Below are 15,152 nucleotides of genomic sequence, written 5' to 3'. Positions count from 1 at the left end.
GGCAACGCTTTGTCGCGAAACGGCGTTAACCTTGACAGGTTGTTAACTGGATCGGACTGTCGAAGTCCCGCAATGGTTAACGGCCCGGGGGCGGTGGCGCCGGTACATGGGTGTGCGAGGGGTTATGGCGGACGGCGAACGCGATCACGGAAGACGCTCGCGTTTCGGAGCTTCGCGCGGCCCGATCGCCGTGGTGGCCGTCGCGGGCCTGCTGGGGCTGACCGCCCTGGGCATGGCGTCGTGCGGCGATCGCGGAAACGGCGTGCGCTTCTGGCAGGGCGGCGACAACGCCGCGACCAACAGCTGCCCGCGTCCGGCCTCGATGACCGGGTCCGAATTCAACGCCCAGGAAACCGGCCTGCGCGCCCTGCGCCGCGCGGCCTTCCAGAACGACTTCTTCGCCCAGCTGGAGCTGGGCGCGCGCTATTCGGCGGTGCGCGCGACCGACAAGAACATCGAAGATCCGATCGAGAGCGCCACCTGGCTGGCGATGGCCCTGGCCAACGACGAGGGCTACGCCCCGATCAACCGGGTCAACCGCGGCGGCTGGGGCGGCTGGCGCCCGCTGTCCCGCTATGACGACTGCCGCGCCTTCGAACGGCACGAGGCCTATCGCAAGCTGGACCGGCTGCTGGGGTCGATGACCCTGGACGAGCAGGGGGCGGTGCGCGACCGGGTCATCTACATCCTGTCGACCCAGGACGCCGAGGGGTACCGCACCCTGGCCCGGCTGCACGACAGCCTGTACGGCCCGTTCGGCGAGCCCGAGGACAACCGCGAGGCGCGCGAGGCCTGGGGACGCGGCAATGCGGACCGGGGCCAGGGGCGCGAGCGCAACCGCCGCGGCTATCCGGCGGCGACCAGCCTGTTCCAGCGCAACGACGTGGACGCCTATCTGTACAACTACCTGGCGGTGCAGACCGGCGACGTGGGCGCCTATGTGCTGATGCGCGACTTCGAGCGCTCCGCGCCGAGCCGGGCCCAGTACCAGCGCTTCGTCGAGGTGAAGGCGCGCCAGTGGACGCCGCCGTTCGAATTCTATCCCAACACCGCGCCGCAGTCGGGCGTGCCCTTCTCGGACGAAAGCCGTCCGCGCGGCGACGCCTATGAATATGCGCTGGGCCGGATGGCGGGCGAGCTGCCCTTCATCCACGTGGGCCGCGCCCTGCGCTATCTGGGCGTGACGGACACGGCGGCGCAGCGGCCCGAGGACCTGTCCAAGCGCCAGATCGAGACGCTGGAGGCCATGCTGGGTCACCCGATGGAGGGCCGGCTGTCCTATCTGGAGCGCGTGCGCGCCATCCAGATGGCCGCGGTGAACGGGTCTTCGGAAGCGCAGCTGGTGCTGGCGGTGATGTACGCCGAGGGCATCGGCCTGCCCGCCGACTACGCCCGCGCCTTCAAATGGTTCGAGGAGGCGGCGCGTCAGGGCAGCCCCGAGGCCAAGTTCGCCATGTCGAGCTATTTCGCGCTCGGCGTCTCGGGCGTGGCCGACCAGGACAAGGCCCAGGCCGTCGCCTTCCGCATCGATTCGGCCCTGTCAGGCTTCGGCCCGTCGGCGAGCCGCCTGCAGGCCGTGCTGGCGCAGGTTTCCCGTTCGCAGCGCCGCTAAGGAGGGCGTGAACCCATGACGACCCGCACATCCTTGAGCCTTCTGGGCGGAGCGGCGGCGATCGCCGCCGCCGTCGCGGCCTTCGCCCTGGGCGCGCCGCCGACCCACGCCCAGGTGGCGGCCAAGGTGGAGAGCCAGACGCGGCCGAATTTCGGCGTCCTGCTGGATCCGCCGACCCGGTCGTACAGCCAGCGCCGCGACCGCGGCCGCTATGACTATCGCCGCCACCGGCCCGACTGGCGCCCCGGCTATCCGCCGCTGCGTCCGGGCGGGGAGGAGATCGTGCTGGTCGACTGCGGCGGCAATCCGGGCACGGGCGCCGTCGAGGATGCGGTGCGCCGGGTGCGCCCCGGCGGGACGCTGGTGATCCGCGCCCGGGCCGGCGCCTGCGTCGGCTGGCTGAACATCGACAAGCCGATGACCATCATCGGCGAGGGCGGCTTCGACCCGCGCGACTGGGCCCGGGCCTCGGAGCCGACGCTTCAGGCGCCGGACGGCCTGCCCTGCATGACGGTGGCCCAGGGCGTGCGCGTCGAGATCCGAGACATGGTGTTCGCCTCGCCCCGCGCCGGCGACGCCGCCTGCATCGTCGGCTACGGCGCCGAGATCGTCATGAACCGGGTCGGCTTCCACCACGCGGGCGACGAGGCGGCGATCTACGCCGACGGCGGCCTGCTGGACATCCGCAACGCGGTGATCGAGGCCCAGACCATCGCCCCGGCCATCGTGTCGGACGGCGCGGTGCTGAACACCTGGGAGACGGTGGTGTCGGGCGCCCAGTCGGGCATCGAGATCACCCCCGCCGCCGGCCCGGCCTCGCGCCTGACCTCCACGACGCTGAAGGGCACCAACGCCCCCAACGCCTTCGGCCCGCGCAGCATCGGCGTGATCGTGCGCGCCGGCCGCGACTACGGCCGGGTCGAGATCGACAACACCGCTGTCTGCGGCTTCGTCGAGGGCGTGGTGGTCGAGGGGGCCTCGGTCGACATCAAGAACAGCCGCGTCTGCCGCTCGGACAAGGGCGTGGTGCTGTACAGCGGCGAGCTGCGCCTGGCCGACAGCCGGGTCCGCGCCACCACGGTCGGCGTCGCCGCCGCGGCGGGCAATGCGGTGATCGTCAACAACGCCTTCGCCGGCATGCGCGAGGTCATCTACCGCGAGCCCCGCGCCAATGTGCAGGCCAGCGGGAACCGGGTCTGGTCGCAGTACGCCTGCCGCCCGCAGTTCCGCGACCGATACCGCGGCCGCTACGAGCCCTACTGGCGTCCGGGCGAGGGCTGGGAGTGCGCGCGCGGCTCGTATCCGCGCGACTGGTGGAGCCAGGAAGACGGCCTGCTGGGCGTCGCCTACGCCGACGACGGCTATCAGCTGGACGGCTACGACGACTATCAGGACGGCGAAGGCTGGTACGACCGCGACGGCCGCTATGTGCCGGACAGCCGGTACCGCGGCGACGACCGCTGGAGCCGGGGCGGCGGCTGGGGGCGGTAGGGCTTCGCTGATATCGAAACATGAAACGGCGCTCCGGATCGGGGCGCCGTTTTCGTTTGAGCGTTCAGGTTCGGGATGGCGCGTGCGGGATGGCGTGGGCCATGATGTGGATCATCTGATCCAACCCCGCGGAGACGCCGACGTCCTGCGCCTTGAGCGTGATGTGGACGCGGGGCGCGGCGCCGGGCGGCGGGAGCGCGTCCGAGGCGTGGGCGAGGCCGGAGAGGCGGATGGCTCCGCCGTCGCTGTCGGGCGGCGTCAGGGCGGTGATCTCCAGCGCGAAGTCGATCGAGACATCCTTGATCGTTAGCGGGGACATCTCGGTGATGGCCAGGGCCGGGATGGGCATTTTCACCGCTTCGCTCAGAATCTGGCCGTCCGGGCCGGGTCCGGCGGGCCGGGTGAATTCAAATTCGACCGTGCGCGCCTGGAGGGCGTCGCCGTCCGCCGTCGGCTCGAAGCCCGCTGTCCGGATGTAGTCGAGGGTGGCCTGCGATATCTCGACCCTGGCCGCGTGCGCCGCCATCAACGGGTCGGCGAGCAGGTCGGCGAGGGGGCGGCTTTGGCGGGCGGAGTCGGGTTCGCTCATGGTCAGGTGTTCGCCGCGGGGGCCGGGATCGCCTCGAGCCGGAGGGTCATCGTCGCGGGCTTGCGGCCGTCGGCGCCGGGCGTGACCGTGGCGTGGGCGGCGAACCCGTTAGGGGTCAGGTCCGCGACGGACTCTCCAAGCAGAACCAGATCGGCGGGATCGATCTCGAACGCGAGGGTGGCCTCGGTGACCCGCAGGGCGGTCGGGGCGGCGAAGCTCAGCAGGGGGATGTCCACGACCTTCTCCCCGTCCGGACCGGGCAGGCGCACGGTGAGCGCCCGGGGGCGGCCGTTCTCGTCGATGAAGCGTTCGAGGTCGGCGCGCTGGGCTGCGTCGATGCGGGCCTGGGCCTCTGTGATGGCGGCGGCGACGGCCTCGGCGAGGCTGCTGAGCGTGAGGGGCGTGCTGGACATGGGAACCGCTCCCGGCGGCAGGGTTCGACGGGCTTGCGGGGCGGTCGAGCCGGGCGGCAGCGAAGCTTACGGTTGTCCGGCTGTCAACGCGGGACGCGTCGGCGACCAGTAGGCCCGGCAGGACTCGAACCTGCAACCAGACCGTTATGAGCGGTCGGCTCTAACCATTGAGCTACGGGCCCCCGGAGCGGAGGACGCCCGGCCTAGCAGGTGGGGCGGCGAGTTGCCAAGCACGCCTTGCCCGCGCCTTCGACCTGTCGGCGTTGTCACGCACATGAACGGTTTCTGCCAGCGGAGCCAAGCCGCCCGTTCAGGCGTATATGGTCATGGTTGGAACACGGACGCCGACGACGGTGTTCGCAACGACAACATCGTCTCTCACGGAGTTTCCCCCGATGATCCGCCCCGTCGCAGCTTCTGGCGCCGCCGTGCTGCCCGCCGTCTCCAACCGCGCCCTGATGATCGGCGGCGCCCTGATGGCCGCGGTCGCTCTGACGGTCGCCGCGCCGTCCGCCCACGCCCAGTCCCAGCCGCAAGGAGGCGCTCCGTTGACCATCCAGGCCGTTACCGAGCGCCCGTCGCTGAACCTGTCGGCCTATGGCGAGGTGAAGGCCACGCCGGACATGGCGACCATCAATTTCGCCGTGGTCACCGAGGCGACGACCGCCGCCGAGGCCATGAGCCAGAACGCCACGCGGATGAACCAGGTGATGGCCGCCCTGCGCCGCGCCGGGATCGCCGAGCGCGACATCCAGACCTCGGGCCTGAACCTGTCGGCCCAGTACGACTACGTTCAGAACGAGCCGCCGAAGCTGCGCGGCTACCAGGCCTCGAACCAGGTGACCGTGGTCATCAACGACCTGACCAAGGTCGGCGCCACCGCCGACGCTGTGGTCTCGGCCGGGGTCAACCAGATCAACGGCATCAGCTTCGGCCTGAAGGATCCGTCGGCGGCCGAGAACCAGGCGCGCCAGATCGCGGTGCGCAACCTGCAGGCCAAGGCGGCCCTGTACTCGCAGGCCCTGAACACCCCGCTGGGCGGCATCCGCTCGCTGACCGAAGGCGGCGGCTACGGCGGCCCGCAACCGGCCCCGATGTACGCTCGCGCCATGGCCATGGACTCGGCCGGGGGCGGCACCCCGGTCGCGGCCGGCGAGCTGACGATCCGGATCGACATCACCGGCGTCTACGACCTGAACCGCTGATCCGGCGGACAGGCTGAGATGAACGAGGCTCCGGCGTCCGCGCCGGAGCCTTTTTCAATCGACCGACCGCACCAGCATCAGGCCGATCGAGACGCTGAGCAGATGGGCGACGAAGATGATCGCCAGCGAGGTGACGGAATCGAAGTCGAACAGGAACAGCGGCAGGGTCCACGGCAGGCCCGTGATCATGCCGGGCAGGAAGGTCACCCGCTCCGGCGGCAGGCCCAGCAGCTCCAGTCCCGGCGTCAGCGCCATCATCAGCGCGACGAGGGCGGCCAGCACCCAGGCGCCGTACAGCACCCAGCGAACCCTGATGATCGTGCGCGTCATGACCGTTCCTCCGGAAGGAGAGGGAAGGCCTCGGCGCGGCTCAGGTCAAGCCGGCCGGATCAGGCCGCCGGCTTGATGTTGTTCTGGTCGTCCAGCAGGACCACGGTCGGGGACCACTGGCGCGCCTCTTCGGAGGGGAGCTGGCCGTAGGTGACGACGATGACCTTGTCGTTCTTCTGCACCAGGCGGGCGGCGGCGCCGTTGACGCCGATGACCTTGGACCCGCGCGGGGCCTCGATGGCGTAGGTGGTGAAGCGCGCGCCGTTGGTGATGTTCAGCACATCGACCTGCTCGTGCGGGAAGATGCCCGCGGCGTCCAGCAGGTCCATGTCGATGGCGATGGAGCCTTCATAGTCGAGGTCGGCCTGGGTCACCGTGGCGCGGTGCAGTTTGGCCTTCATCAAGGTGACCAGCATGGGGAGTGCGGTCCGAACATGACGCGGGGCGATAGGCCCCCGCTCGCAGACCGCCCATATAGGGATTTCGGAGCGGCGCATCAATCTCGCTTTCGGCAGCGCACCATGACGATGCTGCGCCGCATTCGCGCAGATAATAGATCTTCCGTGGTGCCGCGAGGCGGGCCGGAAGCCTGTTGACTAACTCGCAGCAAGATCGCCCAAGATCGCCTTCGGATGTCATTCTCAACGGACTTCATAATATGGCGAAAAGCCTATTTGATGCATCGAAAATAAAAATCGTAAGAGCGAGGGGCTTCATCCGAGAGCTTGAGCAATATCAGGAAAGCTACGCCAGAATGGAATGGGAGGGTAAGATCGAATATGTTAATGGCGAGCCAGTATTCTATACCAAGCCTCCGACAGCTAGCTACCTTCCTGGAGCAATCATCGGCGACTGCATTCATAATATGAGAACGGCGCTCGACTTGATGGCTTCAGATCTTGCGCGCCTGAGAAATCAATCTCCGAAGGACGTCTATTTTCCGTTCGCAGGAACAGAGGATGAACTCGAAATTGCTATTGACCGAAAAAGATTCTCGAAAGCCGGGGTGGACGCGGTCGAATTGTTGCGCTTCTTCAAACCCTACAAGGGGGGTAACGCCGATCTGCGTGCGATCCATGACTTAGATATTGCGGATAAACATACGGCGCTGATCCCCGCGGGTGCGAACCTCCAGGTGAGAGTCTATGGAACAGCCGAAAACCCTCAGGTCGCGACACGCAATCTGCGGCTTGTTTTTCCCGAGGGTGAGCAGTTCGGCGGGGAGCCTATTCTTCCGACGCTCGAGCGGCTCGTGGGTGTTGTGGAGGGGGTTCTCGATGGGTTTGCACGTATGGTCGAGCTGCGGGAAGCGGGCGAGCTAGAGACCGATGTGCCAGCTGGTTGAAATCCGGCGTGATTTCAATTTGCTGCGCCGCATTCTCCCATTGCGGGACATTCATTTGACCGCAAGCCCTGCCGCCCTATGGTCAAAATGTGGCCATGACCCGGCCCGCGCTCCGGACGACGTGTCGCCCCCATGAAGCAATTCTTCCTCACGATGGCGGGCGTCTTCGCCGGGCTGTTCCTGTTCTTCGTCATCATCCCCTTCGTCTTCCTGGCGATCGCGATCAGTTCGCTGAGCGCAAAGGAGCCCACGCCGGGGCACACGGTGCTGGAACTGGACCTGCGCGAGGGGCTGACCGACCAGGCGCCGACCAATCCGTTCGCGGTGTTCGGCGGCGGCGGGCTGTCGACCATGCAGATCGTCGACACCCTGGCCCAGGCCGAGACCGACACCCGGGTGAAGGCCCTGCTGATCCGCCTGCCGGAAGGGGGCGTCACCCCGGCCGCCGCCGACGAGATCCGTCAGGCGATCCGCCGCTTCCGCCGCTCGGGCAAGGTCGTCATCGCCCACAGCCAGGGCTTCCAGCCCATCGGCACGACGGTCTCCAGCTACATGCTGGGCGCCGCGGCGTCCGAGCTGTGGATGCAGAACACGGCCAGCTTCCAGCTGGCGGGCTTCTCGGCGGAGAGCGTCTTCCTGGGTCGCGCCTTCGAGAAATACGGCGTCGAGGCCCAGTTCGAGCAGCGCTACGAGTACAAGAACGCGGTCAACGAATACACGCAGAGCGACTTCACCGCCGCCCACCGCGAGGCGATGACGGCGTGGATGACCTCCATCTACGACAGCGCGCTGAACAATGCGGCGCAGGACCGCCGCACGACCCTGCCGCAGCTGAAGGCGGTCATCGAGGCCGGGCCCTATTCGGCCGCCGACGCCCTGCAGCGCCGCCTGATCGACAAGATCGGCCAGGTCGAGGAGGCCGAGGCCGAGGTCAAGCGCCGCGCCGGCAAGGGCGCCGAGATCATGGAGTTCCACGACTACGCGGCCTCGATCGGCGAGCGCGCCGGCTCGGGCAGCGACGCCATCGCCATCGTCAGCGGCGAGGGGGCCATCGTGACCGGCCGCAGCGGCGGGGCCAGCCCGTTCGGCGAGGGCTCGTCCATCACCTCGGATGACACGGCCAAGGCCATCTATGACGCGATTGAGGACAAGGACGTGAAGGCTATCGTCTTCCGAGTCTCGTCGCCCGGCGGCTCGCCGGAGGCCTCGGAACAGATCCTGGCCGCCGTCCGCGCCGCCAAGGCGGCGGGCAAGCCGGTGGTCGTCTCGATGGGCGAATACGCGGCCTCGGGCGGTTACTGGATCAGCTCGGAAGCCAACTGGATCGTGGCCCAGCCGACGACCCTGACCGGCTCGATCGGGGTGTTCGGCGGCAAGTTCGTACTGGCCGACGCCCTGGGCCGGTTCGGGGTGGACATGCGCCACCTGACCGTCGGCGGCGAATACGCCGACGCCTTCTCGCCCTCGCAGGAGTTCACCCCGGCCCAGCGCGCCGCCTTCGCGGCCCAGATCGACCGGACCTATGAAGAGTTCATCGCCCGCGTCTCGGCCGGTCGCCGTCTGCCGCCCGCCCGGGTGCGCGAGATCGCCCGAGGCCGGGTCTGGACCGGCGCCCAGGCCCGCAGCATCGGCCTGGTGGATCAGCTGGGCGGCATCGAGGAAGCCGTCGCCAAGGCCAAGGAACTGGCCCGCATCCCGGCCGGGACCGAGGTCCGCTTCAAGCGCTATCCGGAAGCCGGTTCGACGTTCGAGGCCCTGTCGAAGATGTTCGGCGTCTCGGGCGAGGCGGCGCGGGTGCTGGTCGGCATCGGCCGGGTCATGAACGACCCGCAGGCGGAGGCGACCGTTCGCCGCATCCAGACCGACCGCGCACGGGCTTCGGGCGCGTCGGTGCTGGCTGAGCAGCCCTACTGAGCGACCCGGACACTCGCCTGTGAAGCGGCCCATCATTGACCGGCCGACCCTATGGACCGACATTGGGGGTTCGGCGTTGTACGCAGCGCCCCTGAAGGTGAAGTCATGACCGAGTCCGAACGCCTGATCTTCGGCGCCGCCGCCCGGCGGCCCTCCAACGGCCTGCTCGCCCCCGTGGTGTGGCTGTTCGGCCTGATCGCCACCCTGGCCGCCATGGCCATCGGCGCCGTGCTGGCGGTGGTGACCGCCGCCGCCGTGGCCGTGATCGCTGTGATCGCCGCCGTGCTGGTGTTCGTGGCCGGCCTGGCCATGCGCGCCCGCCGGACCATGACCCGGCGCGACCGCCGCGCCGACGACGGCGTCATCGAGGCCCGCAAGGTCGGCGACGCCTGGGTCGCCTACGGCTGGGAGCGGACGGGCCGGTAAGGCTGCGCCGCCATGCTGGTCGCCAAGGACGCGCCATCCCCCAATTTCGATATGCGCCGGGCCCCGCCGGACATGCTGGTGCTGCACTACACCGGCATGCAGACAGGCGAGGCCGCCGTCGCGCGGCTGCGGGATCCGGAGGCCCGGGTCTCGGCCCACTACGTCGTCGACGAGGACGGCTCCATCCTGCGGCTGGTCGATGAGGCGCGCCGGGCCTGGCACGCGGGCCGCGGCGGCTGGCAGGGCGAGACCGACTGCAACGCCGCCTCGATCGGCATCGAGATCGTCAATCCGGGCCATGAGTTCGGCTACCGCGACTTCCCCGAGGTCCAGGTCGACGCCGTGATCAGCCTGATCTCGGACATCCGCACCCGCTGGACCATCCCCGACGCCCGCATCATCGGCCATTCCGACATGGCGCCCGAGCGCAAGCAGGACCCGGGCGAGCGCTTCCCTTGGAAACGGCTGGCCGGGGTCGGCCACGGCCTGTGGTTCGAGCCCGCGCACGAACGGATCGCCGCCCTGGGCGCGCCGCTGGGGCCGGGCGACGAGGGGCTGGGCGTCATTGTGCTGCGCGCCGGCCTGCACCGGCTGGGCTATACCCTGCCGCCGGGCGGCGACTATGACGAGGCGACCCGCCTGACCGTCGAGGCCTTCCAGCGCCACTGGCGGCCTTCGCAGGTGGACGGCGTCGCCGACGGCGAGACGCGCGCGACCCTGATGGGGGTGCTGCAACTGGCGACAGCGGAGAGCGTCACGGGCGTGTTGCAGTAAGGGGGTGTCCGGAGGACCCAAGGCCCTCCGGACCGGTTTCCTCAGAAGCGGGCGCGCACGCCGAGCACCAGGTTGCGGCCCCGCAGCGGCGCAAGATTGCTGATGAACGAGGCGTGGTTCAGCGCGACCTCGTCCAGCAGGTTCGTGCCGCGCACGAAGACCTGTCCGTCGGCGCCCGCGACGGAGACGTCGTAGGCGAAGGTGGCGTTGACCATGTCATAGCCGGGGGTCTCGCGTTCGTAGTCGGCGATGCGGTCCTGTTCGAAGACGCGGACGTACTCCAGATCGCCGGACAGGTCGCCGCGCCGGGCGTCCGCGCGGACCCCCGCCCGCGCCGCCGGGATCCGCGGCAGGTTTCCGCCGTCCTTCAGCTCGGCCCGGACCATGTCGCCGAAGACGGTGAAGGACAGGTCGGGACGAACCCGCCAGGTCACATCCCCCTCGACGCCGGTGAAGCGCGCGTCGGCCTGGGTGTAGCGGATCAGCCGGAAGTCCTCGAACCGGTCCAGGGTGTCGGCATAGATGTACCCGTCATAGTCATACCGGTAGGCGCCGGCCGAGAAGGTCACGGTCCCCGTCGTCTTGCGCAGGCCCAGCTCCAGCGACCGCACGGTCTCGACGTCCAGGTCGACCGAACCGATCTCATAGGTGTTGGTCGCCAGGTGAACGCCCCGGGCGTACATCTCCTGGGCCGTCGGAGCCCGCTGCGAGCGCGCCACATTGGCCGAGATCACATAGCCCGGCGCCACGGCCCAGCTGGCGCCGGCCGAGATCGAGAACGGGTCATGGCTGCGCGCGGCGCGGCCCTTGGCCGAGGCGTCCTGCCATTCCTGGCGGATCGCGCCTTCGAACCGCCAGTCGCCCAGCCGGTACTCCTCGACCACGAACAGGGCGTTGGTCTCGATCCGGCTTTCAGGGATGAAGGATTCGGTTCCGACCGCGGCGAAGTCGCTGCGCCCGTTCTGGACGCCGACCACGCCCCGGAAGCCGGCGATCGGCGCGTGCTGGACCTCGATGCGGGCGTCGTGACCCTCGTTGGAGAAGGTGGTCGAGATCGCGCCGTCGTCGATCTCGTGATGCCGATAGTCGGTGAAGCCGCCGCGGAAGCGGATGCGCTCCACCCCGGCGAAAGGATCGTTGATCTCGCCGCGCACATCGACGCGGCGGCTGACCAGATCGACCGTGGGCGCGCCCTCGTGCTCATGGTCATGATCGTGATCATGGTCGTCCTCGCCATGGTCGTGGCCGCCGCAATGCAGGCTGGAGCCGTGCGGGTGGCAGCTTTCGTACTCGTGGCTGTGGCCCGGCAGGCCGTATTCGCTGCGCTGTTCGGTGAAGGCGGCGCCGAGGTAGCCGCGCGCGCCGATCCACGAGCCGCCCAGGGTCAGGGTGCGGGTGTCGTTGAAGGAGCCTTCCAGCCGGTCGAAGCCTTCGTTTTCCTCGTGCTCGTCTTCCGCATGCTCATGATCGGCGTGGGTCGGGGTGTAGAAGGGGACGTCGTAGTCGTTGGACCGGCGGCCGGCCGCCTCGATCCGCACCGCAAATGATCCCAGGGCGGCGGTCAGGCCGACGACGGCGCTGCGCTCGTCGTCCGCGCCGCCCAGGCGCAGTTCGGCGACGCCGTCGTGACCGCCGGCCGGCAGGCGGGTCGGCACCTTCTTGTCCAGCAGGTTGACCGCTCCGCCGATGGCGCCGCCGCCATAGATCAGGGCGCTGGGGCCGCGCAGGATCTCGACGCCCTCCAGCAGCAGGGGGTCGCCGGAGACGGCGTGGTCGGGCGAGACCTCGGAGGCGTCGAGGATGGCGGCGCCGTCCGTCAGCACCTTGACCCGCGGCGCGGTCTGGCCGCGGATGACCGGGCGGGCGGCTCCGCCGCCGAAGGTGTCGGAGTTGACGCCGGGCAGGCCGCTGAGGGTTTCGCCGAGCGTGGCCTGACGGCGGTGCACCAGGTCGTCGCCGCGGACGACCGCCACATTGGAGATGACGTCCCGACCGGCTCGGCCCAGGGGGTCGGCGGTGACGACGACCTCGTCGAGCTGGGTCGTCGGGCCAGACTGGGGCGGCGTGTCGGGAAGGGCCTGGGCCGCGCCGGCGAGCGCGCTGACGCCGGCGGCGGCGAGAAGGATGGTTCTGGTGTGCATGACAGCCCCCGGCTTGATTGAAGAGGGGTCTGTTATGTTATACTATAACAACAATCAAGACGGTTTCCCCCATGACCTCGGCTCTGTTCACCCATATCGAAGCGCTTCAGGCGGGCCGCCCCTGGGGCGGGTTTCTGGACGCGGGGACCGGGGTCAATTCCAGCCTGTGGAGCACGGCCCTGCCGACGGACCGCTGGTGCGGGGTGACGGGATCGCCAGGTCACGCCGCCCAGGTCTCGCGCGCGGTCGGCGACCGGATGCGGCCGGCGGACCGTCTGATCGTCGGCAACTGGACCGATCCGGCGCTGCTGGCGGGAGAGCGGTTCGAGACCGTGCTGGCCGACTATCTGCTGGGCGCCGTCGAAGGCTTCTCACCCTATTTCCAGGGCGAGCTGTTCGCCCGCCTCAGGCCGCTGGTGGGAGAGACCCTCTATGTCGTCGGCCTGGATCCCTACGTGGTCGGAGCGGCCGGGAGCGACGCGGGACGGCTGGTCCAGGCCATCGGCCGGATGCGGGACGCGGTCCTGCTGCTGGCCGATGAGACGCCCTATCGCGAATATCCCGCCGAATGGGTCGAGGTGTCCCTGGCCCGGTCGGGATTCGTGATCACCGCCTCGCGCCGCTTCGCCAATCGGTACCGCGAAAAGTGGGTGAACGGGCAGCTCGACATGGCGGTGCGGCGCCTGGAGCGGATCCGGGACCGCGGGGTCGCGGAGAGCCTGGCGCAGGAGATCGAGCGTCTGAGGGCCGAAGGCCTGGCCCTGTGCGCGGCCGAGGGCGGGCTACGCCACGGGCATGACTATGTGATCGCCTGCCGACCCGTTCCTTGACGCCGTCCCTCGAAAAGCTCACCTAGCCCCCGTCAGACGGCCGGGCGGTCGCGGCGGGGGTTATGCTCTCGTCGAGGAAAGTCCGGGCTCCACGGTGAAAAGGCGGCGGGTAACGCCCGCCCGGGGCGACCCGAGGGATAGCGCCACAGAAAGCAAACCTCCGGCCTCGCGAGGCCGGTAAGGGTGAAAGGGTGGGGTAAGAGCCCACCGCGGGACTGGCAACAGGACCGGCATGGCAAGCCCCGCCTGGAGCAAGACCGAATAGGGATGTCGCGTGGGTTTCGGCCTGCAGGGCTCACCGCCCGAGAGCATCCGGGTAGGTCGCGAGAACCGGTCAGCAATGGCCGGTCCAGAGGAATGATCGTCGCCGTCCCCAGACTTCGGTTCGGGGGCGGAACAGAACCCGGCTTACAGGCCGTCTGACCATATTTCTTGCTCTAGCGCTTGCGCCGCGGGCGCTCGCTCCTTGAGCGCGGACGGGGCCGCCGCTCGCCGCGCTAGCGCCCGTCCTCCAGCGTCTTGAGCTGTTCGACGGCGTTGGCGTTGGCGGGATCGAGCGTGAGGGCGCGCCGGTAGTTCTCGATGGCGCGGGCGCGGTCGCCGGAGCGGGCGTACACCTCGGCCAGGCTGTCGTAGGCGTTGCCGCTGTCCGGGTGGAGTTTGACGATCAGCTTCATCAGCGTGAGGGCGTCCGCGACCTGGCCCCGGGACAGCAGACGATAGCCCCAGTTGTTCAGATCGCTTTCGGACAGGGAGGCGGCGCCGTCCCGCGCGACGAGCTCCGCCGCGATCCGTTCGGCCTGGTCGAAGCCTTCCGCTTCCAGCCGCTCGCGCAGGGCGGTCACGCCGGTCAGGGTCATGCCGGGGATGAAGCGGGCGGCGACGGGGTCGGTCAGTTCCTCCGGATAGGCGCCCGCCAGATTGGTCAGGATGATCACCGCCACGCCATCGTCCGGATAGACGGAGAAGGCGGACCGGCCGCCGCCGCTCATGCCGACGGACCGGTGCTCGGGGCGGTCGACAACGACCCAGCCGTTGGCCCATTCGCCGGTCCGGCCGTCGTTGAAGCGGCCCTGGGTCCACAGCGCCTCGAGCGTCGCCGGCTTGAGAATCTGGCCGGCCTGCAGCGCGATCAGCCAGCGCGCCAGGTCCTGACCCGAGCTGTTGATCCCCGCCGCGGCGCGGGTGAAGGGCGGGAAGAGCTCGTGCACGTTCTGGAGGCGAGGCGGCTGTCCGTCCGTCGGGCGATTGTAGCGATAGCTGTCGGCCTTGCCGGGGATGAGGTCGAGAGAGTCGCCGAAGCCGGAATGGGTCATGCCCAGCGCGGCGAAGGCGTCCTGGCCCACCACGGCCTCGAAGGCGCGGCCACGCGCCTGCTCGATGACCCATTGCAGAAGCAGATAGTTGGTCTGGTTGTAAGCGAACCGCTCGCCGGGCGCGGCGCGCAGGGGCTGGTCCGCCAGGGCGGCGATGGCCGAGGTTCGGTCCTGGCCGACATAGCCGCCGTCGCGCGTGATGATGTCAGGCAGGCCCGACATGTGGGTCAGCAACTGGCGCACGGTGATCGGCCGCCAGGCCTGGGGCAGGTCCGCGAGATAGGTCGAGACCGGGGCGTCCAGATCCACCTCGCCGCGCTCGACCAGCCGCAGGATCTCGACGCCGGTGAAGGTCTTGGTCGCGGAGTTGATCGAGAAGACGGTGTCCGGGGTGACCGGGACCGGGGTCTGCAGATTGGCCAGGCCATAGGCGCCCGAGAAGACGACCCGTCCGTCCTTCACGACCACGACTTGCATGCCCGGGATTGAACGCAGGCTCATTTGCCGGCCGACCCAGGCGTCGAGGTCAGCGCGGGCCGAGGGCTGGCTGGAGAGCGGGGGCGACGGCTGGGCCGAGGCCGCGACCGGCGCGCCGGCCAGGGCGACGGTGATCGCCAGGGCGAAGATCAGGGGGCGAAACGTCATGGCGGCTCCAGTCGCGTGCCGGCAAGCGACCACTTCGGGTTCCGGTCCGCCAGTGAAGCTTTGGTAATCGGCGCAAGCCGCGTGCCGGCCCGAAAATTTTCATCGCCGGTTGGGATCGGCG

14 protein-coding genes, 1 tRNA gene and 1 other RNA gene are annotated in these 15,152 nt (G+C 69.2%); 9 read left to right on the top strand and 7 right to left on the bottom strand.

Features of this window, described 5'->3' with window-relative positions; translation table 11 throughout:
* The first annotated feature begins 193 nt into the window (after positions 1-193).
* Both AC07NB_RS05115 and AC07NB_RS05110 read left to right on the top strand, forming a co-directional pair.
* Entirely contained in the window at positions 194-1,612 is a 1,419-nt protein-coding gene (locus AC07NB_RS05115) for a tetratricopeptide repeat protein (RefSeq protein WP_494571181.1), read from the top strand.
* Positions 1,613-1,627: 15 nt separating this feature from the next.
* A complete protein-coding gene (locus tag AC07NB_RS05110) occupies positions 1,628-3,103 on the top strand; it encodes a hypothetical protein (RefSeq protein WP_492313787.1) in 1,476 nt (491 codons plus the stop codon).
* Positions 3,104-3,167: 64 nt separating this feature from the next.
* On the opposite strand, the gene AC07NB_RS05105 is transcribed toward AC07NB_RS05110, so the two are convergent.
* The 3 genes from AC07NB_RS05105 to AC07NB_RS05095 all read right to left on the bottom strand — a co-directional run bounded on the left by AC07NB_RS05105 (position 3,168) and on the right by AC07NB_RS05095 (position 4,287).
* Positions 3,168-3,692 carry a DUF2589 domain-containing protein gene (locus tag AC07NB_RS05105; RefSeq protein ID WP_494571180.1) on the bottom strand — a complete coding sequence of 175 codons (525 nt, stop codon included), beginning with the start codon at positions 3,690-3,692 and terminating at the stop codon, positions 3,168-3,170.
* Positions 3,693-3,694: 2 nt separating this feature from the next.
* The gene (locus tag AC07NB_RS05100) at positions 3,695-4,105 is read right to left on the bottom strand and encodes a hypothetical protein (protein WP_494571179.1); all 411 of its coding nucleotides are present in this window, start codon (positions 4,103-4,105) and stop codon (positions 3,695-3,697) included.
* A 109-nt stretch (positions 4,106-4,214) separates the two neighbouring features.
* A tRNA-Ile gene (locus AC07NB_RS05095) sits at positions 4,215-4,287 on the bottom strand.
* 213 nt (positions 4,288-4,500) lie between these two features.
* Between AC07NB_RS05095 and AC07NB_RS05090 the strand changes: the two genes are divergently transcribed.
* The gene (locus AC07NB_RS05090; protein WP_291835628.1) at positions 4,501-5,310 is read left to right on the top strand and encodes an SIMPL domain-containing protein; all 810 of its coding nucleotides are present in this window, start codon (positions 4,501-4,503) and stop codon (positions 5,308-5,310) included.
* A 54-nt stretch (positions 5,311-5,364) separates the two neighbouring features.
* Here AC07NB_RS05090 and AC07NB_RS05085 read toward each other — a convergent pair whose 3' ends face one another.
* Entirely contained in the window at positions 5,365-5,640 is a 276-nt protein-coding gene (locus tag AC07NB_RS05085; RefSeq protein ID WP_291835626.1) for a hypothetical protein, read from the bottom strand.
* A 59-nt stretch (positions 5,641-5,699) separates the two neighbouring features.
* Entirely contained in the window at positions 5,700-6,056 is a 357-nt protein-coding gene (panD, locus tag AC07NB_RS05080) for an aspartate 1-decarboxylase (protein ID WP_492313784.1), read from the bottom strand.
* Between the two features lie 242 nt (positions 6,057-6,298).
* On the opposite strand from panD, the gene AC07NB_RS05075 reads away from it, so the two are divergent.
* From AC07NB_RS05075 to AC07NB_RS05060, 4 genes are all read left to right on the top strand, one after another.
* Entirely contained in the window at positions 6,299-6,985 is a 687-nt protein-coding gene (locus AC07NB_RS05075; RefSeq protein WP_494571178.1) for a hypothetical protein, read from the top strand.
* 132 nt (positions 6,986-7,117) lie between these two features.
* Positions 7,118-8,899, top strand: a complete 1,782-nt coding sequence (gene sppA, locus AC07NB_RS05070) for a signal peptide peptidase SppA (RefSeq protein ID WP_494571177.1) — start codon at positions 7,118-7,120, stop codon at positions 8,897-8,899.
* Between the two features lie 105 nt (positions 8,900-9,004).
* A complete protein-coding gene (locus tag AC07NB_RS05065; protein WP_494571176.1) occupies positions 9,005-9,325 on the top strand; it encodes a hypothetical protein in 321 nt (106 codons plus the stop codon).
* A 12-nt stretch (positions 9,326-9,337) separates the two neighbouring features.
* Positions 9,338-10,099 (top strand): N-acetylmuramoyl-L-alanine amidase, encoded by a 762-nt coding sequence (locus AC07NB_RS05060; protein WP_494571175.1) that lies wholly within the window; start codon positions 9,338-9,340, stop codon positions 10,097-10,099.
* Between the two features lie 41 nt (positions 10,100-10,140).
* On the opposite strand, the gene AC07NB_RS05055 is transcribed toward AC07NB_RS05060, so the two are convergent.
* A complete protein-coding gene (locus tag AC07NB_RS05055) occupies positions 10,141-12,240 on the bottom strand; it encodes a TonB-dependent receptor domain-containing protein (RefSeq protein WP_494571174.1) in 2,100 nt (699 codons plus the stop codon).
* Positions 12,241-12,311: 71 nt separating this feature from the next.
* Here AC07NB_RS05055 and AC07NB_RS05050 point away from each other — a divergent pair, with 71 nt between their 5' ends.
* A complete protein-coding gene (locus tag AC07NB_RS05050) occupies positions 12,312-13,070 on the top strand; it encodes a hypothetical protein (protein WP_494571173.1) in 759 nt (252 codons plus the stop codon).
* A gap of 32 nt (positions 13,071-13,102) precedes the next feature.
* Positions 13,103-13,497, top strand: an RNA gene (gene rnpB / locus AC07NB_RS05045) — RNase P RNA component class A.
* A gap of 70 nt (positions 13,498-13,567) precedes the next feature.
* Here the strand turns inward: rnpB and AC07NB_RS05040 are convergent.
* The gene (locus AC07NB_RS05040) at positions 13,568-15,031 is read right to left on the bottom strand and encodes a serine hydrolase (protein ID WP_492313778.1); all 1,464 of its coding nucleotides are present in this window, start codon (positions 15,029-15,031) and stop codon (positions 13,568-13,570) included.
* Between the last annotated feature and the right edge of the window lie 121 nt (positions 15,032-15,152).

Source organism: Brevundimonas sp. GW821-FHT09G01 (genome assembly GCF_059416065.1).
The sequence above is the reverse complement of the archived record's forward strand: the minus strand, read 5'-3'. Positions and strand labels throughout refer to the sequence as shown.